This window comes from Microbacterium sp. JC 701, assembly GCF_021026215.1.
In the GTDB taxonomy this organism is placed as follows: Bacteria; Actinomycetota; Actinomycetes; order Actinomycetales; family Microbacteriaceae; genus Microbacterium; species Microbacterium algihabitans.
Genome location: NZ_JAJNCV010000002.1, coordinates 487999 through 513075, shown reverse-complemented (window position 1 = coordinate 513075; position 25077 = coordinate 487999). Strand labels below are relative to the sequence as shown.

Below are 25077 nucleotides of genomic sequence, written 5' to 3'. Positions count from 1 at the left end.
CTCAAGCGCTTGAGGTGTGCTGTGCTGGTGGCATGTCGATGGTCACCATCCAGCAGGCCGCGCGACGTTCGGGGCTGAGCGAACCCACCCTCCGGTACTACGAGGAGGTCGGGCTCATCGGTCCGATCTCGCGCGATCCGAGCAGCGGACACCGACGGTATCGAGAGCGCGACCTCGACGACCTCCAGGTGCTCGGGTGCTTGCGCGCGATGGGGGTCGGCATCGAGGACATGCGCACCTATCAGGCGAATCGGGCGCGGGGGCACGAGGCGGCGGGGGAGCAGCGGGATCTGTTGCTGCGCCATGCCGAGCGGGTCGAGCTCGAGATCGCGGCCCTCCACGTGCACCGCGACTACCTGGAGCGCAAAGCCGCGCTGTGGGATGCCCGCGAGCGCGGCGACGTCGCCGCCGAGTCCGAGGCGCAGGCGCGCGTGGCGGAGATCACCCCGCGGCTCGAAGCGATGATCCACGCTTGACTTCACGCGCTTGAGGTCTGTTCGACTCTGACCATGAACACTTCTCACCGCACCATCCTCGTCACGGGAGCCACGGGATACCTCGGCTCTCGCCTCGTCGCCGACCTTCTCCAGCGCGGCACTTCCGTGCGCGCGACCCTCCGCTCCCTCGAGGCCGAGCCCGCGCTCCGGGCGGCGGTCCGCCGCGCGGGTGCCGATGACGCCGACCTCGAGGTCGCCGTCGCCTCGCTGACCGAAGACGCCGGGTGGGATGCCGCGGTGGCCGGGGTCGCCGGCGTGCACCACGTCGCCTCTCCGATGACGCACGCCACCGAAGACGCCGATCTTGTCGTCACTCCCGCGCGCGACGGTGCGTTGCGCGCACTGCGCGCGGCCCGTGATGCCGGGGTGAAGCGGGTCGTGCTGACCTCGTCGTTCGCCGCGGTCGGGTACTCCGCCAAGCCGCTGAACGCGCAGGGCGTGCGCGAGTTCGACGAGGGGGACTGGACCGACCCCGGCACCGCGGGACTGCCGGCGTACCCGCGGTCGAAGGCCGTCGCCGAGCGCGCTGCCTGGGACTTCGTCGAGCGCGAGGGCGCCGCCCTCGAACTCGTCGTGCTCAACCCGACCTGGATCGCGGGGCCGTCGCTGACGGCAGACCCCCGGTCATCGTTGCAGGCGTTCCTCGCCATCCTCGGCGGGCAGATGGCGCTCGCCCCGCGTCAGCGTTTCGGCGTGGTGGACGTTCGCGATGTCGCCACGGCGCATCTCGCGGCGATGGATGCTCCGGATGCCGCGGGCAGGAGGTATCTGCTGCTCGCCGACGGACCGACGACGTCGTGGCTCGGTGTCGCCTCGGTGCTGAGGGAGCACCTCGGCGAACTGGCATCGAAGGCACCCGTCGAGGAGGTGCCCGGCGACGACCTCCCGCCGCTGGTGATCCACAATGAGCGGGCGAAGGCCGAGCTCGGTTTCGCGCCCCGCCCGGCCGAGACCACGCTCATCGACACCGTCGACGACCTCCGCGCGCGCGGACTGATCGGCGCCTGAGACCGCGCGGAACGGGGGCGTCGGTGATGCAGCCGACGCCCCCGCCCGTCAGTCGAGGACCTTCTTCCATACGCCCTCGTACGAGATGGCACGGAAGCCGATCTCCTCGTTGATCGAGAGCATCGGCCGGTTCTCCTCGGCGTTGTAGGTGATCACGCGGGGCGAGCTCGGCGCCACCTCGTGCCAGGCGAGCAGCCCCGCGCACTTCACGAGCATGCCGAGGCGGTGGCCGCGGTGGCTCGCGACGACCAGGGTGTCTTCCTGGTGCGTGGCGGCCGCGCGGTCTTTGCCGATGACGAGCTCGTTGAAGGCGGCGAGCTCGCCCGTGTCGACGTGCTGCGCCGCGGTGACGAGAAGGTGCCGACCGGCGTCGAGGTAGTCGCGCTCGTAGCGACGCAGGCGCGCGGCATCCCACACCTCTTCGTCGAACTCGAGTCCGGCCGAGGGGGCGTCGGTGACCATGCGCGACTTCATCCATGCGAACGCGTCGACGAACTCGTCGGGTGTGGGCAGCGTCCACTGGACCACGCGGTACCCGGTCGCGGCCGCCTCGGCCGCAGCGAGAAGGTTCTCGAGGTGCGGTCGGGAGCCCTCGAGGTCGAGGGCGCTCACCCGCACGATCTGCTCGAGGGTGTTTCCGGATGCCAGGAAGAAGCGGGCCGCGTGATCCTCGGGGATCGCGCCGAACCCCGTCGGCGCCGCGACCTGCGGTCCCTCGGCGGCGGGGTGCTCCGCCCACGACTGCAGGACCGTGCGTCCCTCGTCGCGGGCGACGCTCTCGATGAGGGCGAACGCGGTGCGGCCGATGCCGTGGCCCCACGCGGAACGCCGGAGGTCGATGTGCCAGAAGCCGGTGCGGGCGCCCTCCTCCTGCGGGAACTCGAGGCCGACGCGGCCGACGACCTCCCCGTGGAACACGACGATCCACGCATAGCGCTTCATGTCGGGCTTGGGCTGGTACATCGGCAGCAGTTCGTCGGCGGGCATCGACCCGTCGTCGTGGCCGGAGATCTCGGCGTAGATGAGGTTGCGCAGGCGCACCATGTCGCGGAAGTCCGCGGCATCCGGTGCATCGATCGAGGTGGGGACGTGCAGGGGGCGCAGCTCGAGGCCGGCCGTGAGGGTGGTCATGTCGTGACTTCCGTGTCGCAGGAGGAGAGGGAGGGGTGGGGTCGACGGAGTGGTCGACCCCACCGGGATCAGAACGGCGGGCGGCTGAACGCGGCGGCGCTCTGCCAGGCGCGTTCGCGGCGGTCGCGCTCGGCGGCCGCGTCGCGCGCCCGCAGGGCTTCGACGGCCCGGTGGTCGAGGGCCCGTGCGCGGTCGGCGTGCCGCGTCAGCAGCCAGAGGCCGAGACGCAACGAGAGCCGATCGAACAGGCCCAGCGGCCGGTAGGCCGTGGTGTCGAAGGTGATCGTGGACGGGGTGGGAGTGGTGGTGGGCGCGGCCGTCGTGTGCTGCGGCGCGCGCGTGAACAAGGCGTTCATGCGGAGGCTCCGTGAAGAAGAGGACGAGTGGAAAGGCGCGCGAGGCGCGGGCGGGATCGTGAAGATCCAGCGGGAGCAGCGTCGGAAGACGGCTCACGGGAAGCGGAGACGCGGGGCGTCTCGACGCGACGGGTCAACCCAGACGAGAGGGCATGCCGACGGCGGTGGTCACTCCGGTGACGGGTGCGGAGAGCACGGGGACGGCGATGAAGCCGGTGGCGGTGAAGCCGGTGTTGGTGCGAATCATGGGAGGACCTCCTTTCGACGTCGGTTGCGACCCCCGACGCTAGCGAAGGCTCTCAGCCGATGTCAAGCTCTCGTCCAGAAATGGCTAGTCCCCGGGCGCGTCGCCAGGCACTGACCGGCCCGGCGCCGCGGAATTCCGCGCCTTTCGGTTAGCGTGAGACGCCGGGTCGATCGAGGGAGGGTGACGTGCATCTGAAGAGCCTGACCCTCCGCGGCTTCAAGTCGTTCGCCCAGTCGACGACCTTCGCCCTCGAACCCGGGGTCACGTGCATCGTCGGTCCCAACGGCTCGGGCAAGTCCAACGTGGTCGACGCGCTCGCGTGGGTGATGGGCGAGCAGGGGGCGAAGACCCTGCGCGGCGGCAAGATGGAAGACGTCATCTTCGCCGGCACCTCGACCCGCGGCCCCCTCGGCCGGGCCGAGGTGCAGCTCACGATCGACAACGCCGACGGCGCCCTGCCGATCGACTACAGCGAAGTCACCATCAGCCGCACGCTCTTCCGCACCGGCGCGAGCGAGTACGCGATCAACGGTCAGACGTGCCGCCTGCTCGACGTGCAGGAGCTGCTCAGCGATTCCGGCCTCGGCCGCGAGATGCACGTCATCATCGGGCAGGGCCGTCTCGACACGGTGCTGCAGGCGACGGCCGAGGACCGACGGGGGTTCATCGAAGAGGCCGCCGGCATCCTGAAGCATCGCCGCCGCAAAGAGAAGACCGTGCGCAAGCTCGAGGCGATGGAGACGAACCTCACCCGTCTCAGCGATCTCGCCGGAGAGCTGCGGCGCCAGCTCAAGCCCCTCGGCAAGCAGGCCGAGATCGCGCGCGAGGCGGCGACCATCGCCGCCGTCGTGCGTGACGCGAAGGCGCGACTCTACGCCGACGAGCTCGTGCTGCTGCGCACCCAGCTCGCCGACGCGGCGCGGGCCGAGAGCGAGCGGCACACCGAGCGACTCGGCCTGCAGGAGCAGGCCGAAGGGCTCCGCGGCCGGGTGGAGCGCCTCGAGAACGACCAGCGTTCCGAGGCCGTCGACCGTGCCCGCAGCGTGGCCTTCGCCCTCGAGCAGGTGCAGGAGCGCGTGCGCGGGCTGTACACGCTCGCCGGTCAGCGTCTCGCGCTGCTCACCGACGACGGTGACGGCGGAGGAGGGTTCGCGCCCACCGTCACGCAGTCGATGATCGACGACGTCCGGGCCGAGATCGACGACATCGCCGCGGGCCTGGGCGATGCTCAGGATGCCGCGTCGCAGGCCGCCCGCGGAGTCGCGCGAGCGCGCGCCGAGCTCGACGCGCTCGACGTCGACATCGCCGCCCAGAGCGCCCTCGTGTCGGAGCACGACATGCGCCTGACGAGCCTGCGCGGTGCGGCGGATGCCGCGAACTCGGCCCTCACCGCCGTGCGCGCGGGCGTCGATCGACAGCAGCGGGCCCTCGACGCCGCGCTGCTCCGTCGTGCCGAGGCCGAGGAGGCGCGCGCGGGGCTCGATCCCGACATCGCCCCCGAGGCGGCCAGCGCCGAACACGCTGCGGCCTACGAGCGTGCGCAGCGCGAGGCGAACGACGTCGAGACGCGCGTGGCGGGGCTGCGCGAGCGCCTGCACGCCGCCGAACGCGAACGCGATGCCCTCGAGGCGCAGACGACGGCTCTCGGCCGCGCCCTCGACGTGCGCAATGCGGCCGCGGACCTCATCGCCGCCGGGGGTCGCGGCATCCGGGGTCTCGTCGGAGACGACGTGAAGGTCACCGCGGGCTACGAGGCGGCGATCGCCGCGGCGCTCGGCGGCCTCGCCGAGGGTCTGCTGGTCGACGACGCCGCGGCGGCCTTCGCGGCGGCGCAGACCGCGAGCGAGGCGGATCTGGGCGTCGTCGACATCGCGATCGCGGATGCCGCGGAGGCGCAGCCCGCGCGCGTCGCCGGGGGGACGCCGGCCGTCGACGTCGTCACCGCGTCGTCGGGCGTGCGCGGGATCCTCTCGCGCGTGGTGATCGTCGACGACCTCGAGGCCGCGCGCGCGGCGCAGTCGTCTCTCGAGCCCGGAGTGACGCTGGTCACCCGGGCGGGGGAGCTGCTCACCGCGCACACCGTGCGCGCCGGCTCGGGTGCGGGCCGATCGCGGCTGGAACTCGCCGCCGAGCGCGATGGCGCCGCCGAGCGTCTGGCCGAGATCGTCGTCGTGGCCGATTCGCTGCGAGAGGCCCTCGCCGACGAGCAGCGCGTGCTGACCGAGGCGCGCCAGAAGACGAAGGATGCGCTTGCCCACCTGCGCGAGCACGACGCCGCGCTGGCGGCTCACGCCGAGGAGGTCAACCGCGTGACGGTGCGTCACGAAGCCGCCGTCGCGGAGTGCGAACGACTGGCCGCGGGGCTGGCGCAGACCGAGACGGCCGTCGCCGAGGCCGAGGACGCCGCCCGCCGAGCCGACGAGGCCCTCGCCCGGGCGCTCGAGGCGCCGCGCCCTCTGCTCGATGCGTCGGCGCGCGAGGGGATGGCCGCCGCCGTCGACGCGGCTCGCGAGGGCGAGATGCGGGCGCGCCTCGACATCGAGACGCTCAAGGAACGCGTGCGGGCCGGTGAGGCGCGCATCGTGCAGCTCGAGCAGCAGCGGGAGCGGGAGCGGTCGGCGGCCGAAGAGGCCGCTCGCCGGGCGGTGATCCGCCGTGCTCAGCGCGAGGTCGCCGCCGAGGTCGCGGGGCAGCTGCCGGCGCTGCTCGACGCGATCGACCGGTCGGTGAGTCAGGCGCGCGTCGAGCTCGCCGCGGCCGAGGCGGCGCGCACCGCGGTCACCGCCGAGTTGTCCCGCGCGCGGGCCGACGAGACGGTGGTGCGCGAGCGACTCGCGCGACTGACCGAGAGCGTGCACGGCCTCGAGCTGCAGATGCACGAGAAGAAGCTCCACGTGACGAGCCTGCTCGAGCGCGCGCAGTCGGAACTCGCGCTCGACGAGCACATTCTCGTTTCGGAATACGGCCCTGACCAGCTCATCCCCACCGAGACGGAGGGCCAGAGCGTCCCGTTCGAGCGGGCGGCGCAGAAACGTCGACTGCAGGATGCCGAGCGCAAGCTGTCGCAGTTGGGCCGGGTGAATCCGCTGGCCCTGGAGGAGTTCGCCGCCCTCGAGCAGCGCCACGCCTTCCTCACCGAGCAGCTCGCCGACCTGCAGCAGACCCGCGCCGACCTGCAGACGATCATCGCCGAGCTCGACGAACGCATGCAGACGATCTTCGTCGCAGCGTTCGAGGACACGCGCGCGGCGTTCACCGAGATCTTCCCGATCCTCTTCCCGGGCGGAACCGGCAGCATCGCCCTGACCGACCCCGAGAATCCGCTGACGACCGGCATCGAGGTGTCGGTGCGACCGGTGGGCAAGAAGATCGAGCGTCTGTCGCTGCTGTCGGGCGGCGAGCGCTCGCTGGCGGCGGTGGCCTTCCTGACCTCGATCTTCACGGCGCGCCCGAGCCCCTTCTACATCCTCGACGAGGTCGAGGCGGCGCTCGACGACGCCAACCTCGGGCGCCTGCTGGGCGTGTTCGAGAAGCTCCGCGCGAGCAGCCAGCTCATCGTCATCACCCACCAGAAGCGCACGATGGAGATCGCCGACGCGCTGTACGGGGTGTCGATGCGGCAGGACGGCGTCTCGGCCGTCGTGGGCCAGCGCGTGGGCGACCGCGCCGCCCGACCCGCGCCCGTAAGCTGAAGCAATGGCTGAGAACTCCTGGTCGTTGGGCCGCGCGCTGCGCGGGCTGTTCGTCAAACCCACCATCGACGAGACGACGTGGGAAGACCTCGAGACGGCCCTGCTGACCGCCGACTTCGGCCCCGACGTCACGGAGCGGCTCGTCGACGAGCTGCGCGAGAAGGTCGAGCGCTACCGCACCACGGATCCGCGCGACCTGCAGCGCATGCTGAAGGAGACGCTCGAAGAGCATTTCGCCAAGTTCGACACGACGCTGCGGCTCACCGAGCGTCCCGCCGTCGTGCTCGTGGTCGGCGTCAACGGCGTGGGCAAGACCACCACGATCGGCAAGTTCGCCAAGTTCCTGCAGCGTTACGGCCGCACCGTCGTCGTCGGCGCCGCCGACACTTTCCGCGCGGCGGCCGTCGACCAGCTCGCCACCTGGGCCGAGCGCGGGGGAGCGACCATCGTCCGGCCCCAGCACGAGGGCCAGGATCCGGCATCCGTCGCCTTCCAGACCGTGGCGCACGCCAAAGAGACCGGTACCGAGATCGTGCTCGTCGACACCGCCGGTCGCCTGCACACCAAGGGCGGCCTCATGGACGAGCTCGGCAAGATCAAGCGCGTCATCGAGAAGCAGGCCCCCATCAGCGAGGTCCTTCTCGTGCTCGACGCGACGACCGGCCAGAACGGTCTCATGCAGGCCCAGGCCTTCCTCGACAGCGCCGGCGTCACCGGTCTCGTGCTCACCAAGCTCGACGGCTCGGCCAAGGGCGGGTTCGTGCTCGCGGTACAGGAGCTCACCGGCATCCCCGTCAAGCTCCTGGGCCAGGGCGAGGGCATCAACGACCTCACGGGTTTCACCCCGCACGTGTTCGCCTCGTCGCTCGTTGACTGACGGCGGAGCCGCCGTGCCCTATCGCATGCGCGGGTGCGGGCGGGTCGTCTTCCCGAAGAGGGGACGGACTGCTTACATGGAGTCATGGCCATCGAGCACGACTTCTTCGGACTCCTCGAGTCGGGCCCCGACGGGTCGATCTTCTGGAGTGAGAACGTCGAGTTCGGCGATCAGAGTGTCACGGTCGACCTGACCGCTCCCGACCAGGACGACGTCTCGGTCGAGGCACTCGACGTCGCGGCATCCATGGTCTCGTCCCTCGAGGCGATCGACCTCGCCGCACGCAACGCCATGGTCAACGAGCTCGACGACCGCACCAGCGAGGTGACGGAGTACATCCTCCAGCAGCAGGCGACCTTCGGCGAAGAGATCGAAGACCTGCTCACCGACGTCACGGGCGACACGCATATCGACGTGATCAAGGCCCTGCAGCTGATGAGCATGACGATCCTCGCCGACGAGCACGGCGGGGCCGACCCCTTCGCGGTCCTCGAGTACGCGCTCGATCCCGACGCCACCGACGACGTGCTGCTGGTGAACCTCGCCTCCGACGGGCGGGTGCAGTCGGTCACCAGCGCCGACTGACGGCGTGCAGACCTTTCTGCCGTACCCCTCGTTCACGGCATCCGCGGCCGTTCTCGATCTCAAGCGGCTGGGCAAGCAGCGCGTCGAGACGTTCCAGCTGTTGCGCGCGTTGACGGTGCCCGACCACGGCTGGCGCCACCACCCCGCCGCGAAGATGTGGGACGGCCACCTGCCGGCGCTCGTCTCGTACGGCCTCGTCATGACGGACGAGTGGATCGCCCAGGGCCGCGCCGACACCGTGCGCGCCAAGATCCGCGTGTTCGCGCCCGAGGTCGACGGCCTGGCGCAGAACGAACTCGACCTCCCGCCGTGGGTCGGCGACGAGGCGTTCCACCTCGCGCACCGCTCGAATCTCGTCCGCAAGGACCCGGAGTTCTACGTCCCTCGGTTCGGCGACGTCCCCGACGATCTGCCCTACGTCTGGCCGGTCTGAGGCGCACTCACACCGCCTGGGCGAACCCCGCGTCGGCGGAGGCGATGTCCTTCGCGAGGTGCGCGAGGTGAGGCGGGATCTCGCGGCCCTTCGACACCATCGACTGCGCCCACAGGCGCCCGGCGCGGTACGACGAGCGCACCAAGGGGCCGGCGAGCACGCCGAGGAAGCCGATGCGTTCGGCCTTCTCCTTGAACTCCACGAACTCGGCCGGCTTCACCCAGCGCTGCACGGGGAGGTGCCGCGGGGTCGGGCGCAGATACTGCGTGATCGTGATGATGTCGGTGCCCGCCGCGTGCAGGTCTTCGAGCGCCTGGACGACCTCTTCGGGCTCCTCGCCCATGCCGAGGATGAGGTTCGACTTGGTGATGAGTCCGGCCTCGCGCGCCGCGGTCAGCACTCCGAGGGAGCGCTCGTAGCGGAAGGCGGGACGGATGCGCTTGAAGATGCGGGGCACGGTCTCGACGTTGTGCGCGAAGACCTCGGGCCGCGAGGAGAAGACCTCTTCGAGGTGCGCCGGGTTGCCCGAGAAGTCGGTCGCGAGGATCTCGACGCCGGTGCCCGGGTTGTCGGCGTGGATGCGGCGCACCGTCTCGGCGTGCAGCCACGCCCCCTCATCCGGCAGGTCGTCGCGGGCGACGCCGGTGACGGTGGCGTAGCGCAGCTGCATCCGGGTGACGCTCTCGGCGACGCGACGGGGCTCGTCGCGGTCGTAGTCGGCGGGCTTACCGGTGTCGATCTGGCAGAAGTCGCAGCGGCGCGTGCACTGCGAGCCGCCGATGAGGAAGGTCGCCTCGCGGTCCTCCCAGCACTCGAAGATGTTGGGGCAGCCGGCCTCCTGGCACACGGTGTGCAGATCCTCGCTCTTCACGAGCTTCTGCAGGGCGGTGTACTCCGGCCCCATCTTCGCCTTGGTCTTGATCCACTCGGGTTTGCGCTCGATCGGCGTCTCGGCGTTGCGCACCTCGAGGCGCAACAGCTTGCGTCCGTTGGGGGCGGTGGATGCCGGCGCTCCGGCGTGACCGGTTCCGCAGGCGCTCATGCGGCCACCGCCGCGTACTCGGCACGGAACACGCGTTCGATCGCGTCGACGAGGTCGGCGGGGGAGACGTCGGCCCCGACGACCTCGCTGACCGTGGTCACCCCGGCATCCGAGATCCCACACGGCACGATGTGCCGGAAACCCGCGAGGGTGTTGTCGCAGTTGACGGCGAAGCCGTGCATGGTGACTTCTTTTTCGACGCGGACTCCGATCGCCGCGACCTTGTCGACGCCGAGGGGGCGTCGGACCCAGACGCCGCTGCGCCCCTCGACGCGGAAGCCATCGACGCCGTGAACGGAGAGAGCGTCGATCAGCAGGCCCTCCAAGCGGCGCACGTGCGCGACGACGTCGATCGGTTCGGGGAGGCGCACGATCGGGTAGCCGACGAGCTGGCCCGGACCGTGCCAGGTGATCTTGCCCCCGCGGTCGACGTCGACCACCGGGGTGCCGTCGTCGGGTCGCTCGTGCGCTTCGGTGCGCTTGCCGGCGGTGTACACGGCCTCGTGCTCGAGGAGCAGAAGGGTGTCGCCTCGCTCGTGCGCGACGACGTCGGCGTGCACGCGGCGTTGGTGCGCCCAGCCGTCGAGATAGGGCACGTAGTGCGGGGCGAGGCCCGCCCGCTGGATGTCGATCATCGACGACTCCCGCCTTGTTGGATTGCGTCTAACAATACACATCGACCCGACGCCTAGGCTGGCTGGCGTGACCACCGAACCTCGCAGCGGACGCCCCCGCGCCTCCTCGCGCGAGGTGCTGGCGGAGGCCGCGTGCGAGCTGTTCCTCGAGCAGGGCTACGACGCCACAAGCGTGTCCGACATCACGCGTCGGGCCGGGGTGAGCCGCTCGAGCTTCTTCAACTATTTCTCGGCGAAGAGCGACGTGCTGTGGTCGGGTTTCGACAAGCAGGCGGATGCAGGGATCGCGCTGCTGCGCGAGGGGGCACCCGTCGCCGACGCCCTGTCGGCGATCGGCCGGGGGCTCGCCCCCGATGCGCTCGCCCTCGCGATCACGAACGCCGACGCGATGGGCATCGCCGCCGAGCTCGACCGCGACCGCGCCGTGCGGCAGTTCCGACTGCAGCGCGAGGTCGCCTCGCGCCTGGCGCACGACGGCGCGGCCCCGCTCGCCGCCCAGGTGCGCGCCGGTGCGCTCTCGGCCGCCGTGCTCGCGGCGGTGTGGGCCTGGGCCGACCGCACCGCGGCCGGTCGGTCCCTCGCCGACACCCTCGCCGAGGCGCTCTCCGCGGCCTGAGCGCGAGGCGGGCGACGGCTGCGGCCCGGCCCGCGTAAACTTGTCTCATCATGGCGACTTTCGGCACCCTCTCCGACCGGCTCACAGAGACCTTCCGCACTCTCCGGAAGAAGGGCCAGCTCACGCCCGCCGACGTCGACGGGACGGTGCGCGAGATCCGCCGTGCCCTCCTCGACGCCGACGTCGCGCTGCCCGTGGTCAAGGAGTTCACCGCCGCGGTGCGCGAGCGCGCCCTGGGCGACGAGGTCAACCGCGCGCTCAACCCCGCGCAGCAGGTCGTGCAGATCGTCAACGACGAGCTCATCGGCATCCTGGGCGGTCAGCAGCGTCGCCTGCAGTTCGCCAAGAACCCGCCCACGGTCATCATGCTCGCCGGGCTCCAGGGCTCGGGTAAGACCACCTTCGCGGGCAAGCTCGCGAAGATGCTCGAGAAAGACGGCCACACCCCGCTTCTCGTGGCGTGCGACCTCCAGCGCCCGAACGCCGTCAACCAGCTGCAGGTCGTCGCCGAGCGCGCCGGCGCCGCGATCTTCGCGCCCGAGCCCGGCAACGGGGTCGGCGACCCGGTGAAGGTCGCCCGCGACGGCGTCGCCTACGCCACGCGTCAGCAGCACGACATCGTCATCATCGACACCGCCGGTCGCCTGGGCGTCGACGCCGAGCTCATGAAGCAGGCGTCCGACATCCGCAAGGCCACCGAGCCCGACGAGGTGCTGTTCGTCATCGACGCGATGATCGGTCAAGACGCGGTCAACACCGCCAAAGCGTTCCAGGACGGCGTCGACTTCACTGGTGTCGTGCTGTCGAAGCTCGACGGTGACGCCCGCGGTGGAGCCGCCCTCTCGGTCGCCTCGGTCACCGGCCGCCCCATCATCTTCGCGTCGACCGGTGAGGGCCTCGACGACGTCGAGCCCTTCCACCCCGATCGCATGGCATCCCGCATCCTCGACCTCGGTGACATCCTCACCCTGATCGAGCAGGCGCAGTCGGCCTTCGACGAGGCCGAGGCGATGAAGGTCGCCGAGAAGCTCGCGACCGAGACCTTCACCCTCGAGGACTTCCTCGAGCAGATGCAGCAGATGAAGAAGATGGGCTCCATGAAGAAGATGCTCGGGATGCTCCCGGGCATGGGAAACATGAAGCAACAGCTCGAAGACTTCGACGAGCGCGAGATCGACCGCACCGAGGCGATCATCCGATCGATGACCCTCGTCGAGCGTCGCAACCCCAAGATCCTCAACGGCTCCCGCCGCCTGCGCATCGCGCGCGGTTCGGGCATGACCGTCACCGACGTCAACCAGCTCGTGCAGCGCTTCGACCAGGCCGCCAAGATGATGAAGACCGTCGCGCGCGGCGGTGTGCCCAACATCCCCGGCATGGGCCCCGTCGGCGGCAAGCCCGGCGCCTCGTCCAAGCGCGGCAAGCAGCAGAAGGCCAAGGGCTCGCGTTCGGGCAACCCGGCCAAGCGCGCCGCAGAGAACGCCGGCATCGCGGCATCCGCCCCCGCCACCGGCTCGGGCTTCGGCCTGGGCGGGCAGAAGGCGCCGAGCGAGGCCGATCTCGCCGAGCTGCAGAAGATGCTCGGCCGCGGCTGAGCCCCGGCTCTTCTACGGCAGCACGTCGGCGTCCTGCAACGCCGACATGACCGTCTGCTCGATCGCCCGCTGACCGCGGGCGGTCGGGTGCACGTCGTCGTCCTGCATCCACTCGGGGTGGCCCACAAGCGGCTGACCGACGTCGACGAACGTTCCCCCGACCTCGTCGACGGCGTCGCGCAGGGCGTCGGAGGTGACGGCGGTGTCGTCGGGCACGTCGGGGTCGTCGTTCCAGATCGTGCTCAACCCGACGATGCGCGCGTCGGGGGCGGCGTCGTGGATCTGCGACACGGTGTCGGAGGTGTCGCTGCGGATCTCGTCGCCGTCCTCCCAGAAATCGTTGCTCGAGGACTCCACGATCACCAACTGGGGCTGCAGAGCCGCCACCGCGGGCACGAATCCGGCGTAGGTCGTTCCGCACCCGCCCTGCACGACGAAGCCCATGCCGGGGCAGGCGAGGTTGGTCAGCGCGAGATGCGCGCGATCGCCGAGCAGCACCGGCCATGCCTCTTCGGGCGGCAGGTTGTATCCGGACATGAGCGAATCGCCGATCGTGACGACCCGCAGCGGCCGCGTCGAGTCAGGAGACGGCGCCGGGCTCGCCGACGCCTCCAGCTCGGGAGCCGCGAAGGTCGGAGAGGGGGCGGATGCCGTGGGCTCGGGCGCGCACGCGCTGAGGGCCAGCACGAGGCCCACCGCGACGACGACCAGCGACGGCGTCGACCGGGGGCGCGCGGAGACCATGGGGCGATCCTAGGAGCGCGCGCCTATGAACCAGCGCGGAGTCGCTTCTCAGACACGCAAGGCCGCGAGGTGTTCGCGCAGCGTGGGACCGCCACGGAACTCGCGGATCAGGTGCTGAACGACCTCGCGCAGATCGCCGTCGGCGGCCTCGGCCACCGCGATCTGACGCGCCGAGCTGCCGCCCGTGGCGAGGATGGTCTCGAGGCTCGCGAACTCCTTCGCGCAGTGCAGCTCCAGGGCCACGCCGGCCAGCTCCTCCATGGTCTCGCGGAGGTGCTCCACCACCGGACGCTGCGTGCCTTCGCGGTCGACGATCACGCGCGCATCGAGGCCGTAGCGCGCCGCGCGCCACTTGTTCTCGCGGGCGTACCAGGCCGGAATCCCCGGCAGCGGCTTGCCGTCGTCGATCAAGCGCGAGAAGTGCTCCACGAGCGTCTGCGCGAGGGCGGCCACCGCGGCCAGTTCCGGCAGGGTCGACATGCCGTCGCACGCGCGGATCTCGACGGTGCCCCACTTGGGCGCCGGACGGATGTCCCACCGCACCTCGCTGGCATCCGCCATCACCCCGGTGCGGACCATGTCGTCGAGGTAGTCCTCGAAGTCGCCCCAGGTCTCGAGCTGCCAGGGGAGACCCGCGGTCGGCAGCTGCTGGAACACCAGAGCGCGGTTCGAGGCGTACCCCGTGCGCTCACCCGCCCAGAACGGGCTCGACGCCGACAGTGCCTGCAGGTGGGGGAGGAAGACGGTGAGCGCGTTGACGATCGGCACGACCTTCTCGACGTCGTCGACGCCGATGTGCACGTGGATGCCCCAGATCATCATGTTGCGCCCCCACCACTGGGTGCGCTCGATGAGCGTGTGGTAGCGCGTCTTGTCGGTGACCTGCTGGTCGTACCACTGCGCGAACGGGTGACTGCCGGCGCAGAGCAGTTCGACGCCGCGCGGCTCGGTCTCTTCGCGCAGCGCGCCGATGGCGTCGGCGATGTCGTCGACGGCCTCCGCGACGGTGTGTCCGACGCCGCTGGTCACCTCGACGGTGTTGGTCAGCAGCTCTCCGGTGACGGTGAAGCGCTCGAGGGCCGTGCGCTCTTCGAGCTCTTCGAGGATCTCGGGGGCCCGGGGTGCGAGGTCGCCCGTGCCACGGTCGGCGAGCATGAGCTCCCACTCCAGCCCCACGGACGAGCGCGTCGATGCAGCGAACGGCAGCCTCATGCGGTCAGTCTGACACGGGGCCCGCGGGGTGGGCTGCTCCGCTACCCTGCGCGACGGCGCGTGTCGTTTCGCGTCGCCTGTCACGCGGCGGCCCGGGGATCTGGCAGAATAGAGGGCTGGACCCGCTACTCGACCCTCTATCCAGTATCGGTCCACCCTTTTGAGCTTCCGCCGGGTGTGCACCCCACTCTCCAGGCGACCGGTTCGTTCGTTTTTCATCATCAGGAGTCATCGTGGCTGTCAAGATCCGTCTCAAGCGCCTCGGAAAGATCCGCGCGCCCTACTACCGCATCGTCGTCGCCGACTCGCGCACCAAGCGCGATGGTCGTGTCATCGAGGAGATCGGCAAGTACCACCCGACCGAGGAGCCCTCGTTCATCGAGGTCGACTCGGAGCGCGCGCAGTACTGGCTGTCGGTCGGCGCCCAGCCCACCGAGCAGGTCGCCGCCATCCTCAAGCTCACGGGCGACTGGGGCACGTTCAAGGGCGACAAGAACGCCGTCTCGACCGTCAAGGTCCGCGAGCCCAAGGCTCCGTTCGAGGCCGACGCCTCGAAGAAGTCGGTCGTCAAGCCCAAGGCCGAGAAGAAGGCCGACGCTCCCGCGGAGGCGCCCGCTGACGCCGCCGCCGAGACCTCGGCCGAGTAATTCCCGTGCTGTCCGCCGCGCTCGAACACGTCGTCAAGGGGATCGTCGATCACCCCGACGCCGTGACCATCCGCTCCAGCTCGTCCCCGCGTGGCGACGTGCTGGAGGTTCGCGTGCACCCCGATGACCGGGGTCGCGTGATCGGGCGCGGCGGTCGCACCGCCAAAGCACTGCGTACGGTCGTGGCCGCTCTGGCCGACGGCCGTCGCGTGCGCGTCGACGTCGCCGACGACTGATGTCGACCGGCGACACCGCGGGCGAGCAGCCCGCCAAGACCCAGCTCCGCGTCGGACGCCTCGTCAAGGCCCACGGCCTCAAGGGCGCCTTCAAGATCGAGCTGTACACCGACGATCCCGACGGGCGTTTCACCCCCGGGAGCACGTTCACCCTGCAGGTTCCGGAGTCCTCGCCGTGGCACGGCCGCGAGCTGACGGTCCGCGAGTTCCGCTGGATGAACTCCCACCCCGTGGTCTTCTTCCAGGGGGTCGACGACCGCAACGCCGCCGAAGAGCTGGTCAAGGCGATCCTCTGGATCGACCAGGACACCGAGGCCGCCTCCACCGAAGACGACGCCTGGTACGACCACCAGCTCGTCGGTCTCGACGTGGTGCGCGACGGCGCAGTCATCGGCCGCGTCGTGCGGGTCGACCATTTCCCCGCTCAAGACCTGCTGATCGTCAAGCCCTCCGGCGACGAGCGCGAGGTGCTCGTGCCCTTCGTGAGCGCGATCGTCCCCGAGGTCGACATCGCCGGCGGCCGCGTCGTCATCACCCCGCCGACCGGTCTGTTCGAAGACCTCCCGGCCGACGTCGACGACGAGCCGGAGCCCGCGGATGCCGCGGTCGAGGCCGACGAGAACCCCGACTCCCGCGAGGACTGACGTGCGCATCGACGTCGTCTCGATCTTCCCGACGATCTTCGACGCTCTCGAGGTGTCGCTGTTGGGCAAGGCCCGGCAGAGCGGACTTCTCGACGTGCGCGTGCACGATCTGCGCGACTACACGCACGATCGACACCGAACCGTCGACGACACCCCGTACGGCGGCGGAGCCGGCATGGTCATGAAGCCGGAGCCGTGGGGCCTCGCGCTCGACGACATCGCCGGCGGCGTCGACCCGCGACCGGTCATCGTCTTCCCCTCTCCTGCCGGGGAGCGCTTCACCCAGGCCACAGCTCGCGAGCTGTCTCAGGCCCCGCACCTCGTCTTCGGGTGTGGGCGCTACGAGGGCATCGACGAGCGCGTGTTCGACTACGCGTCCGAGCTCGGCGAGGTGCGCCTGATCAGCCTCGGCGACTACGTGCTGAACGGCGGTGAAGTCGCCGTGATGGCGATGATCGAGGCCATCGGGCGTCTCGTGCCCGGCGTGGTCGGCAACCCCGAGAGCCTCGTCGAGGAGTCGCACGAAGACGGCCTCCTCGAGTACCCGTCGTTCACCAAGCCCGCCGTGTGGCGCGAGCGCGAGGTGCCGCCGGTGCTCCTGAGCGGCAACCACGGCGCCGTGGCCTCGTGGCGCCGCGAGCAGCAGATCGAGCGCACGCGCGAGCGTCGGCCCGACCTCCTCGCCGACTGAGCGTCACCGCCTTCGCGTGCGACTCCGGATGCCGCGGCATCCGGTCGTCCGACAGCGCTCGAGCGGTCGTTCGGCGCCGCGGGTGCAGCGTCTCCGCGCCTCGCGGACGACACCGGCAGGGCCGGACATGACGGATGCCGCGACCCCGAGGCCGCGGCATCCGGAAACAATCGTCAGTCGACGCCGAGGAACGAGCGATCGGTCAGCACGATCGGGCCCGCGGTGGTGATGGCGACGGTGTGCTCGGAGTGCGCTCCGCGCGAGCCGTCGACGCTGCGCAGCGTCCACCCGTCGGGGTCGGTGACCAGCTCGTCGGTGGTCTGCAGGAACCACGGCTCGAGCGCCAGCACGAGGCCGTCGCGCAGCGGGTAGCCGCGCCCGGCCTTGCCGTCGTTGGCGACGTGCGGGTCGCCGTGCATCGTGCGCCCGACGCCGTGTCCGCCGAAGTCGGTGTTGATGCTGAGGCCCTCGGCGTGCGCGACGGCGGCGATCGCGGCGGAAATGTCGCCGATCTTGTGGCCCACCGTCGCGGCCTCGATCGCCGCGGCCAGCGCGCGCTGCGAGGTGTCGATGAGGGCGAGGTCCTCGTCGCGAGCGGTGCCCACTACGAACGAGACCGCCGAGTCGGCGACCCAGCCGTCGACCGAGGCCGCGAAGTCGAGCGAGACGAGGTCGCCGTCGCGCAGCGCGTAGTCGTGGGGGAGGCCGTGCAGCACCGCGTCGTTGATCGAGGTGCACAGCACCTTGCCGAAGGGGCTCGCGCCGAACGAGGGGTGGTAGTCGATGTAGCAGGACTCGGCTCCCGCGGCGCGGATCATGTCGTGAGCGCGACGGTCGAGCTGCAGCAGGTTGGTGCCGACCTTCGTCTCGTCGCGCAGGGTCGCCAGCACTTCGGCGACGAATCGCCCGGCCGGACGCATCGCGTCGATCTCAGCCGGGGTGCGCAGTTCGATCATGGGGGTCTTCCTTCCGTCGAACTCCCATTGTCCCCGATGCGGGGCGCGTACCCGCTCCGGAGACAGAGGCATCTCAAAGCCACCGCACATGGATCGGCCATAGCATCGGTTCATGGTGCTGCGCCGAATCTTCTTCCGCTGGCTGTTCCCCGCGGCCTTCGTGCTGCCGCTGTGGTTGTTCATCGGGTGGATCGTGTTCTCGGGCGGAAGCGGCTGGGCTCTGCTCTGGCTGTTCATGGCCGCCCCCGCGGTCTTCGTATCGCAGCTGATCCTGACCCTGGTCGTGCGGGCGCGCGCCTCCGTGCGCGAGTCGCGCGCCGTGTCGTGGCGTGATGCGGCCGGCATCGGCGTGTGGCACGTCGCGATCGTGGCGCTCGGGCTCTTCGACTCGCGGATCTTCTTCCCGCTGCTCGTGCTCTCGGTGCTCGGCGCTCTGCTGCTGTTCTGGTCGTCGCTCGCCCAGCTGTGGAACGAGGCGCGCGGAGTGGCGACCGTCATGCACACCAGCGACGGAACCGCCTACATCCCGCCCGTGCGCGAGCGTCCGGCGGCGCCGGTCGACGGCGAGGTCATCGTCGTGTCCGAGACGCGGCGGCCCGACTGAGGCCGGTTTGGCCGGGTGGTCGCGGCGTGGCAGAATAGACGATCGTGCCCTGACAGACTCTGCCTCAGGGGAGTCCGCCGCATCCCGCGGCCTCGGGCACGCCTCACCTTTTCCCCTTTAATCGTGCGATCGACCTGTGGCGGTCGCAGGAAGTGATGATCATGCAGATCCTCGACTCCGTCGACGCGGCTTCGCTGCGCTCCGACATCCCCGTCTTCGCCCCCGGCGACACCGTCAAGGTGCACGTCAACATCACCGAAGGCACCCGCTCGCGTATCCAGGTGTTCCAGGGCGTCGTCATCGGCCGCTCCGGCGACGGCGTGCGCGAGACCTTCTGCGTCCGCAAGGTCAGCTTCCAGGTCGGCGTCGAGCGCACCTTCCCGGTCCACAGCCCCGTGATCGACCACATCGAGGTCGTCACGCGCGGTGACGTGCGTCGCGCCAAGCTGTACTACCTGCGCAGCCTGCGTGGCAAGAAGGCCAAGATCAAGGAGAAGCGCGACCGCTGAGTCCGCTCTCTCGAACGCCCCGTGGGTCCGCCCACGGGGCGTTCGGCGTTTTCGCGGGTGAGCCGGTCACGGGCGGCGGCTCGGATATGCGAACCTGGTCTGTGCGGTTCCCCGACGGGCGGTGGACCCGGTGAAGGATCACATGAGCGACCAGACCGCCTCGACCTCGGATGCCGTGGCATCCCGTTCCGCCGCACCCCGGCGCCGTGGATGGGGTGCGTTCTTCCGCGACCTGCTGGTCATCGTCGTGATCGCCCTGCTCGTGTCGTTCCTGGTGAAGACCTTCGTCGTGCGCTCGTTCTACATCCCGTCGGCCTCGATGGAAAACACCTTGATGATCAAGGACCGCATCCTCGTCGACGAGCTGACCCCCCGCTTCGGGGAGTACTCGCGCGGCGACGTCGTCGTCTTCCGCGATCCCGGCGGCTGGCTCGATCAGACCCCGGCACCGGCGCGATCGCCGTTCGTCGAGGGCGTGGACTGGGTCCTCTCGCTCTTCGGCCTGTCTGCTCCCGACAGCGACGACCACCTCATCAAGCGCGTGATCGGCGTCGCCGGCGACCACGTGGTGTGCTGCAACGCGCTCGGCCAGACCGAGGTCAACGGCGTGCCGATCGACGAGCCCTACGTGCGCCTCGCGCCCGGGGCGACCGCCCCCACGCCCGTCCCGTACGACGTCACCGTCCCGGACGGTTCGCTGTGGGTGCTCGGCGACAACCGCAACAGCTCCCGCGACTCCCGCTTCAACCAGGATCAGCCCGGTCGCGGCTTCGTTCCGGTCGACAACGTCGTCGGACGCGCGTTCCTCATCACGTGGCCGTTCGACCGGTTCGGGCTGATCGACTTCCACCACGAGGTGTTCGCGGGGGTTCCCGCACCGGGAGCGCAGTGATCGAGCCCACCCTCACCCTCGAGCGGCGCCTGCTGAAAGAGCACGCGCTGATCATCGCGTGCGACGAGGTCGGGCGCGGTGCCCTGGCCGGCCCGGTGGCCGTCGGGGCGGCCGTGATCGACCCCGCGCGTTCGCGCAAGCGCGTGCCGGCGGGTCTGCGCGACTCGAAGCTCGTGCCCGAGGCGCGGCGCCCCGAGGTCGCGGCGCGTGCGGCCGCCTTCGTGCAGCACAGCGCCGTGGGGTGGGCGAGCTCGGTCGAGGTCGACGAGATCGGCATCATCCGCGCCCTGGGCCTCGCCGCGGTGCGCGCGATCGCCGATCTGCGCGCGCACGGGGTCGTGCCCGAAGACGCGCTCGTCATCCTCGACGGCAACCACGACTACATCACGCCGGCGGGGGAGTCCGGGCTGCGCGTGCAGCCCATCGTGAAGGCCGACCGCGACTGCGCGAGCGCCGCCGCGGCATCCGTCATCGCCAAGGTCGCCCGCGACACCCTCATGACCGGCCTGCACGACGACCTGCCCGCGTACGGCTGGGCGCGCAACAAGGGCTACGCCAGCCTCGACCACCGCGACGCGATCGCCGCCCACGGCATGAGCGTGCACCACCGTCACTCGTGGGCGATCGCGGCCGCGCCGACCCTGTTCTGACCGGGCGCTGCGCCCACGCCGTTCGGACGCGCCCGGGGCGCCGTCACCGTGCGGCCGTGGCGGCGGGGCGCGCCTAGGATGGAGTCACCATGGATGACGACGTCTTCGAGGACTACGACCGCGAACTCGAACTGGCCCTGTACCGCGAGTACCGCGATGTCGTGCGCCAATTCACCTACGTGATCGAGACCGAGCGTCGGTTCTACCTCGCCAACGACGTCAACGTCGTGCGTCGCGACACCGAGCACGACTTCTACTTCGAGATCTCGATGACCGACGTCTGGGTGTGGGACATCTACCGCGCCGACCGCTTCGTCAAGTCGGTGCGCGTGCTGACCTTCAAAGACGTCAACGTCGAAGAGCTTTCGCGGCACGACTTCCAGCTGCCCGACGAGCTCTCGCTCGACAACTGACGCCTCCTCCCCAGCGGGCCGTCTGCGGGGCTTGTCCACGGATGGCGCCGTCCTCCCCGCGCGAGGGATGATCCGGATGCCACGCTCTCGGGCATGGCAGCGAAAGACGACCTCGGCCGAGCCGGAGAAGAGCGCGCCGTCGCCTTCCTGAGCGACGACGGCTACCGCATCATCGACCGCAATTGGCGGTGCCCGCAGGGCGAGATCGACATCGTCGCCGAGCGCGACGACACCCTCGTGGTGATCGAGGTGAAGACGCGCCGCAGCGAGGCGTTCGGTCACCCGTTCGAGGCGATCGACCGCCGCAAGGCCGAGCGGCTGTGGCGACTGGCCATGGCGTGGCTCGCCGTGCACCCCGACGAAGCCCGCGGGCGCGCCCTGCGCATCGACGCGATCGGACTCATCGGCGAAGACCCCGCGACGGCACGCCTCGAGCACCTCGAAGACGCGCTGTGACCGTCGCGCGCACCTGGGCCATCGCCCTCTCGGGCCTGCGGGGCGACCTCGTCGAGGTCGAGGCCGACGTATCGCCGCAGATGCCGGAGTTCGCCATCATCGGGCTGGCCGACAAGGCGCTCGGCGAAGCCGGCCGACGCGTGCGCAACGCCTGCGCCAACCGCGGCCTCGACCTTCCCAAACGCCGTGTGACGGTGAACCTCTCACCGGCGAGCCTGCCCAAGCGCGGCTCGGGGTTCGACGTGGCGATCGCCGTGGCCGCCCTCGCCACGAGCGTGCGGATGGATGCCGATCACGTCGCGCAAACGGTGCACCTCGGCGAACTCGGTCTCGACGGGCGGCTGCGTCCCGTTCCGGGCGTGCTGCCGGCGGTGGTCGCCGCGCACCGCGGGGGAGTGCGGCGGGTCGTCGTGCCCGTCGCCAACGCCGCGGAGGCGCGGCTGGTCGAGGGCATCGAGGTCTTCGCCGCGGTGTGCCTCGCGGAGGTGGTGCGCTGGCACGGCGGATCCTGCGATGCGCCCGATCTCGCCCCCGTCGATGCTCCCACCGCCGCGGCCGCCGACGATGCGCCGCTCGAGCTCGCCGACGTGGTCGGGCAGTCCGAGGCGGTCGATGCGCTCGTGGTGGCGGCAGCGGGCGGGCACCACATCCTCATGAGCGGTCCGCCCGGTGCGGGCAAGACGATGCTCGCCCGACGTTTGCCCGGCATCCTGCCTCCGCTCGACGACGAGGCGGCGCTGTCGGTCGCTTCGGTGCGATCGCTCGCGGGCGAGACGGTGACGCGGCTCTCTCGGACGCCTCCCTTCGAGAGCCCGCACCACGGAGCGACCGCCGCGGCCTTGATCGGGGGCGGATCGGGCATCGTGCGTCCGGGTGCCATCGCGCGTGCAAGCGAAGGCGTGCTTTTCCTCGATGAAGGAGGAGAATTCTCCGCCGCCGTGCTCGACGCCCTGCGGCAACCGCTCGAGAGCGGCGTCATCCAGGTGCACCGGTCGGGGGTGTCCGCCACCTATCCGGCCCGGTTCCAGCTCGTCATCGCGACGAACCCGTGTCCGTGCGGCCAGTACGGGGTCGCGGGCGGATCCTGCGAGTGCGCGCCGCAGGCGATCCGCCGGTACACCCGTCGACTGTCGGGTCCCCTTCTCGACCGCATCGACATCGATCTGCGCCTGCAGCGGGTGTCGTCGGCGCGACAGGCCAGCGATGTGCAGCCCACCAGCACCGCCCAGGCGCGCGAGGTCGTGGCATCCGCCCGCGCCCGCGCGGCGCACCGGTGGGCGCAGACCCCCTGGCGGCGCAACGCCGACGTGCCCGGCACCTGGCTCCGCGGACCCGCAGCGCCCGCGGCCGACGTGCTGCGCCCGCTCGACACGGCCCTGCGCCGCGGCGCCCTCACCCTGCGCGGCTACGACCGTCTGGTCCGGGTCGCGTGGACGGTGGCCGACCTCGCCGGGCACGACGACCTGCGTGCCGACGACGTCGGCCGAGCGCTCTTCCTTCGGCAGGGATCCCGCACGTGACCGCCCTCGATCCCTCGCCGCGCGCCGCCGCGGACCTGGCGGCGGTGCGGCCCGGTGACTCCACCGACCCGAGCGACGTCTACGCCCGCGTCGTGTGGAACGTGCTGGTCGAACCCGGAGACGGGGTGGCGGGCGCGCTCATCCGCACCTATGGCGCGCGGGAGGCGCTGCGCATCGCGACGAGTGACGAGGCGCCAGAGCTGGCCCCGGCACGCGCGCGGTGGATGCCGCGTCTGCAGCCCACGGCGATCGAGGCGGCTCTCGCATCGGCCCGACGTGCGGAGGCGCGGTTCGTCGTCCCCGGCGATCCCGCATGGCCGACGCGGCTCGACGACCTCGATGACCATGCCCCGCTCGCGCTCTGGCGTCGCGGCGGACACGAGACGGCCGCCGCCCCGACGATCGCCCTCGTCGGAGCGCGTGCGGCGACAGCGTACGGCGAGGGGGTCGCCGCCGACCTCGCGGGGGATCTCGCCGCCGCGGGAGCCGCCGTCGTGTCGGGAGCCGCGTACGGGGTCGACGGAGCGTGCCATCGCGCCGCTCTGGCCGCCGGGGGAGCGACCATCGCCGTGCTGGCCGGAGGGGTCGACCGCCCGTACCCCCGCGGACACGAGGCCCTGCTGGGGCAGATCGCCGCCCGAGGCGCGGTGTGGAGCGAGACCCCGTGCGGAGCGGCGCCGACCAAGTGGAGGTTTTTGGCGCGCAACAGACTCATCGCCGCGATGGCCGACGCGGTGGTGGTCGTCGAGGCGGGGTGGCGCAGTGGCTCGCTCAACACCGCGGCGCACGCGGCGAGCCTCGGTCGGCCGCTCGGGGCGGTGCCCGGTCCGGTCACCAGCGCCGCCTCGGCCGGGTGCCATCGGGTTCTGCGCGAATACGGCTGCGTTTGCATCACCTCGGCGTCGGATGTCTGGGACATGTTGGGCGCGAGAGGTGAGCCATCGGTCGCCGACGACCGCCCCGCTCCCGAGGTCGTGCGCCTCTTCGATGCGCTGTCGGCACGCTCGCCCCGGTCGACCACCGAAGTGGCTCGGCGCAGCGGTCTGGCCCCCGACGAGGCGGGCGTGTTGCTGGGGTTCGCCGAGCTCGAGGGCCGCGTCGCGCGCGACGACGCCGGGCTGTGGCGCGCGACGAGCGCTGGGGAGGGGCGATGAGCAGGGGCGTGCCGTGCTTCCCCGCTCTGCGCGTGGCGTGCACACGGGTTTCGCGGGCACGGGCAGGCTGAAGCCATGCGTCTGTCCGAAGCCGTCGAGGGGTATCTGACCCACCTCGCCGAGGTGCGGCGGCTGTCGCCCGCGACGGTCCGTGCCTACCGATCGGATCTGACCGATCTCGTCGGCGCGGTGGGCGACGGTGCCATCGAGTCGTTGAGCGTCGACGACCTGCGGGAGTGGCAGTGGCGGGCCACCAAGGCGGGGCAGTCGAAGGCGACGTCTGCGCGGCGCACCTCGAGCGTGCGCGGCCTGTTCTCGTGGGCGGTGGAGGAGGAGATCATCGCGCTCGACCCGTCGCAGCGTCTGGTGACGCCCAAGCGGGGCCGCACCTTGCCGACCGTGGCGACGGCGGAGGCGCTGGACGGCGTTCTCGAGGCCGCCCGCGTGCGCGCCGCGGACGGTGACCCTCTCGCTCTGCGCGACCACGCCGTGCTCGAGGTGCTCTACGGCTCCGGCGCCCGCGTGTCGGAGATCTGCGGGCTCGACCTCGACGACGCGGACCACGAGCGTCGCACCCTCCGCGTGCGCGGGAAGGGCGACAAAGAGCGGGTCGTCCCGTTCGGCCTGCCCGCCGAACAGGCTCTGCAGGCCTATCTCGTGCGCGGTCGACCCGTGCTCCTGACGCGTGCCTCGGCTGCGGCTGCCGATGCCTCCGAGCCGGCCGTCTCGCGCGGCCGTGTCGTCGAGCGAGCGCCGCGCGCCGTGTTCCTCGGTGCGAAGGGCGGCCGTCTCGGCCCGCGCGCGGTGCACGCGCTCGTCTCCGCCACCGTCGCCTCGAGCGTCGGAGCCGAGGTGCTGGGCCCGCACGCCCTCCGGCACTCCGCGGCCACCCACCTGCTCGACGGTGGCGCGGACCTCCGCTCGGTGCAGGAGATCCTGGGACACGCGAGCCTCGGGACGACGCAGATCTACACCCACGTCTCGGCCGAACGGCTGCGCGAGGCCTACCGGCTCGCGCACCCCCGAGCCTGACCC

General features: G+C 71.0%; 28 protein-coding genes. 21 read left to right on the top strand and 7 right to left on the bottom strand.

The annotated features are described in order from the left end of the window. Positions 1 to 32 precede the first annotated feature (32 nt). Both LPW41_RS10380 and LPW41_RS10375 read left to right on the top strand, forming a co-directional pair. A complete protein-coding gene (locus tag LPW41_RS10380) occupies positions 33 to 476 on the top strand; it encodes a MerR family transcriptional regulator (RefSeq protein ID WP_230704753.1) in 444 nt (147 codons plus the stop codon). Positions 477 to 509: 33 nt separating this feature from the next. Then, positions 510 to 1505 carry an NAD-dependent epimerase/dehydratase family protein gene (locus tag LPW41_RS10375; RefSeq protein WP_230704752.1) on the top strand — a complete coding sequence of 332 codons (996 nt, stop codon included), beginning with the start codon at positions 510 to 512 and terminating at the stop codon, positions 1503 to 1505. A gap of 48 nt (positions 1506 to 1553) precedes the next feature. Here the strand turns inward: LPW41_RS10375 and LPW41_RS10370 are convergent, their stop codons facing one another. Continuing rightward, complete coding sequence (locus LPW41_RS10370) at positions 1554 to 2447, bottom strand: GNAT family N-acetyltransferase (RefSeq protein ID WP_367575757.1); 894 nt, start codon at positions 2445 to 2447, stop codon at positions 1554 to 1556. A gap of 257 nt (positions 2448 to 2704) precedes the next feature. Beyond that, positions 2705 to 2992: a hypothetical protein gene (locus LPW41_RS10365; RefSeq protein WP_144834906.1), complete on the bottom strand. Its 288-nt coding sequence runs from the start codon at positions 2990 to 2992 to the stop codon at positions 2705 to 2707. 432 nt (positions 2993 to 3424) lie between these two features. Here LPW41_RS10365 and smc point away from each other — a divergent pair, with 432 nt between their 5' ends. The 4 genes from smc to LPW41_RS10345 all read left to right on the top strand — a co-directional run bounded on the left by smc (position 3425) and on the right by LPW41_RS10345 (position 8826). Then, complete coding sequence (gene smc, locus LPW41_RS10360) at positions 3425 to 6931, top strand: chromosome segregation protein SMC (RefSeq protein WP_230704751.1); 3507 nt, start codon at positions 3425 to 3427, stop codon at positions 6929 to 6931. Between the two features lie 4 nt (positions 6932 to 6935). After that, positions 6936 to 7808, top strand: a complete 873-nt coding sequence (gene ftsY / locus LPW41_RS10355) for a signal recognition particle-docking protein FtsY (protein ID WP_154096502.1) — start codon at positions 6936 to 6938, stop codon at positions 7806 to 7808. 84 nt (positions 7809 to 7892) lie between these two features. Further along, on the top strand, positions 7893 to 8393 hold the full coding sequence (locus LPW41_RS10350) for a DUF2004 domain-containing protein (RefSeq protein WP_144834913.1): 501 nt from the start codon (positions 7893 to 7895) through the stop codon (positions 8391 to 8393). 4 nt (positions 8394 to 8397) lie between these two features. Next, on the top strand, positions 8398 to 8826 hold the full coding sequence (locus tag LPW41_RS10345) for an MSMEG_6728 family protein (protein WP_144834915.1): 429 nt from the start codon (positions 8398 to 8400) through the stop codon (positions 8824 to 8826). Positions 8827 to 8833: 7 nt separating this feature from the next. On the opposite strand, the gene lipA is transcribed toward LPW41_RS10345, so the two are convergent. Beyond that, positions 8834 to 9868 carry a lipoyl synthase gene (lipA, locus tag LPW41_RS10340; RefSeq protein WP_230704750.1) on the bottom strand — a complete coding sequence of 345 codons (1035 nt, stop codon included), beginning with the start codon at positions 9866 to 9868 and terminating at the stop codon, positions 8834 to 8836. Then, positions 9865 to 10545, bottom strand: coding sequence for a lipoyl(octanoyl) transferase LipB (lipB, locus tag LPW41_RS10335; protein ID WP_269074278.1), 681 nt, complete (start codon positions 10543 to 10545; stop codon positions 9865 to 9867). The genes lipA and lipB overlap by 4 nt, the downstream gene beginning before the upstream one ends. Before the next feature lie 25 nt (positions 10546 to 10570). Between lipB and LPW41_RS10330 the strand changes: the two genes are divergently transcribed. Next, the gene (locus tag LPW41_RS10330; RefSeq protein WP_230704748.1) at positions 10571 to 11119 is read left to right on the top strand and encodes a TetR/AcrR family transcriptional regulator; all 549 of its coding nucleotides are present in this window, start codon (positions 10571 to 10573) and stop codon (positions 11117 to 11119) included. Positions 11120 to 11169: 50 nt separating this feature from the next. Then, positions 11170 to 12714, top strand: a complete 1545-nt coding sequence (gene ffh / locus LPW41_RS10325) for a signal recognition particle protein (protein WP_230704747.1) — start codon at positions 11170 to 11172, stop codon at positions 12712 to 12714. Between the two features lie 12 nt (positions 12715 to 12726). Here the strand turns inward: ffh and LPW41_RS10320 are convergent, their stop codons facing one another. Together LPW41_RS10320 and LPW41_RS10315 are read right to left on the bottom strand one after the other, a co-directional pair. Beyond that, entirely contained in the window at positions 12727 to 13458 is a 732-nt protein-coding gene (locus LPW41_RS10320; RefSeq protein ID WP_144834923.1) for an SGNH/GDSL hydrolase family protein, read from the bottom strand. A 48-nt stretch (positions 13459 to 13506) separates the two neighbouring features. Then, positions 13507 to 14670, bottom strand: coding sequence for a glutamate--cysteine ligase (locus LPW41_RS10315; RefSeq protein ID WP_230704746.1), 1164 nt, complete (start codon positions 14668 to 14670; stop codon positions 13507 to 13509). Between the two features lie 233 nt (positions 14671 to 14903). Here LPW41_RS10315 and rpsP point away from each other — a divergent pair, with 233 nt between their 5' ends. The 4 genes from rpsP to trmD are packed head-to-tail and all read left to right on the top strand — an operon-like array spanning position 14904 to position 16888. Then, a complete protein-coding gene (gene rpsP / locus LPW41_RS10310) occupies positions 14904 to 15317 on the top strand; it encodes a 30S ribosomal protein S16 (protein ID WP_144834926.1) in 414 nt (137 codons plus the stop codon). 5 nt (positions 15318 to 15322) lie between these two features. Then, positions 15323 to 15553 carry an RNA-binding protein gene (locus LPW41_RS10305; protein WP_144834927.1) on the top strand — a complete coding sequence of 77 codons (231 nt, stop codon included), beginning with the start codon at positions 15323 to 15325 and terminating at the stop codon, positions 15551 to 15553. Next, positions 15553 to 16197 (top strand): ribosome maturation factor RimM, encoded by a 645-nt coding sequence (rimM, locus tag LPW41_RS10300; RefSeq protein ID WP_144834929.1) that lies wholly within the window; start codon positions 15553 to 15555, stop codon positions 16195 to 16197. Before LPW41_RS10305 ends, rimM begins: the two co-directional genes overlap by 1 nt. Before the next feature lies 1 nt (position 16198). Further along, the gene (gene trmD / locus LPW41_RS10295; protein ID WP_144834931.1) at positions 16199 to 16888 is read left to right on the top strand and encodes a tRNA (guanosine(37)-N1)-methyltransferase TrmD; all 690 of its coding nucleotides are present in this window, start codon (positions 16199 to 16201) and stop codon (positions 16886 to 16888) included. Positions 16889 to 17061: 173 nt separating this feature from the next. On the opposite strand, the gene map is transcribed toward trmD, so the two are convergent. After that, positions 17062 to 17844: a type I methionyl aminopeptidase gene (gene map / locus LPW41_RS10290; RefSeq protein ID WP_144834933.1), complete on the bottom strand. Its 783-nt coding sequence runs from the start codon at positions 17842 to 17844 to the stop codon at positions 17062 to 17064. Positions 17845 to 17956: 112 nt separating this feature from the next. Between map and LPW41_RS10285 the strand changes: the two genes are divergently transcribed. From LPW41_RS10285 to LPW41_RS10245, 9 genes are all read left to right on the top strand, one after another. Further along, positions 17957 to 18448 carry an MFS transporter permease gene (locus tag LPW41_RS10285; RefSeq protein ID WP_230704745.1) on the top strand — a complete coding sequence of 164 codons (492 nt, stop codon included), beginning with the start codon at positions 17957 to 17959 and terminating at the stop codon, positions 18446 to 18448. 161 nt (positions 18449 to 18609) lie between these two features. Continuing rightward, positions 18610 to 18957, top strand: coding sequence for a 50S ribosomal protein L19 (gene rplS, locus LPW41_RS10280; RefSeq protein WP_144835051.1), 348 nt, complete (start codon positions 18610 to 18612; stop codon positions 18955 to 18957). Positions 18958 to 19099: 142 nt separating this feature from the next. Continuing rightward, positions 19100 to 19849 carry a signal peptidase I gene (gene lepB / locus LPW41_RS10275; RefSeq protein WP_144834935.1) on the top strand — a complete coding sequence of 250 codons (750 nt, stop codon included), beginning with the start codon at positions 19100 to 19102 and terminating at the stop codon, positions 19847 to 19849. Continuing rightward, a complete protein-coding gene (locus LPW41_RS10270) occupies positions 19846 to 20499 on the top strand; it encodes a ribonuclease HII (protein ID WP_154096506.1) in 654 nt (217 codons plus the stop codon). Before lepB ends, LPW41_RS10270 begins: the two co-directional genes overlap by 4 nt. Positions 20500 to 20588: 89 nt before the next feature. Next, positions 20589 to 20912 carry a DUF2469 family protein gene (locus LPW41_RS10265; RefSeq protein WP_055836674.1) on the top strand — a complete coding sequence of 108 codons (324 nt, stop codon included), beginning with the start codon at positions 20589 to 20591 and terminating at the stop codon, positions 20910 to 20912. A gap of 93 nt (positions 20913 to 21005) precedes the next feature. Then, positions 21006 to 21368, top strand: coding sequence for a YraN family protein (locus LPW41_RS10260; protein WP_230704744.1), 363 nt, complete (start codon positions 21006 to 21008; stop codon positions 21366 to 21368). Beyond that, positions 21365 to 22888, top strand: coding sequence for a YifB family Mg chelatase-like AAA ATPase (locus LPW41_RS10255; protein ID WP_154096507.1), 1524 nt, complete (start codon positions 21365 to 21367; stop codon positions 22886 to 22888). The genes LPW41_RS10260 and LPW41_RS10255 overlap by 4 nt, the downstream gene beginning before the upstream one ends. After that, on the top strand, positions 22885 to 24042 hold the full coding sequence (dprA, locus tag LPW41_RS10250; protein ID WP_230704743.1) for a DNA-processing protein DprA: 1158 nt from the start codon (positions 22885 to 22887) through the stop codon (positions 24040 to 24042). Before LPW41_RS10255 ends, dprA begins: the two co-directional genes overlap by 4 nt. A 75-nt stretch (positions 24043 to 24117) precedes the next feature. Then, positions 24118 to 25074, top strand: a complete 957-nt coding sequence (locus LPW41_RS10245) for a tyrosine recombinase XerC (RefSeq protein WP_230704742.1) — start codon at positions 24118 to 24120, stop codon at positions 25072 to 25074. Positions 25075 to 25077: the final 3 nt, after the last annotated feature.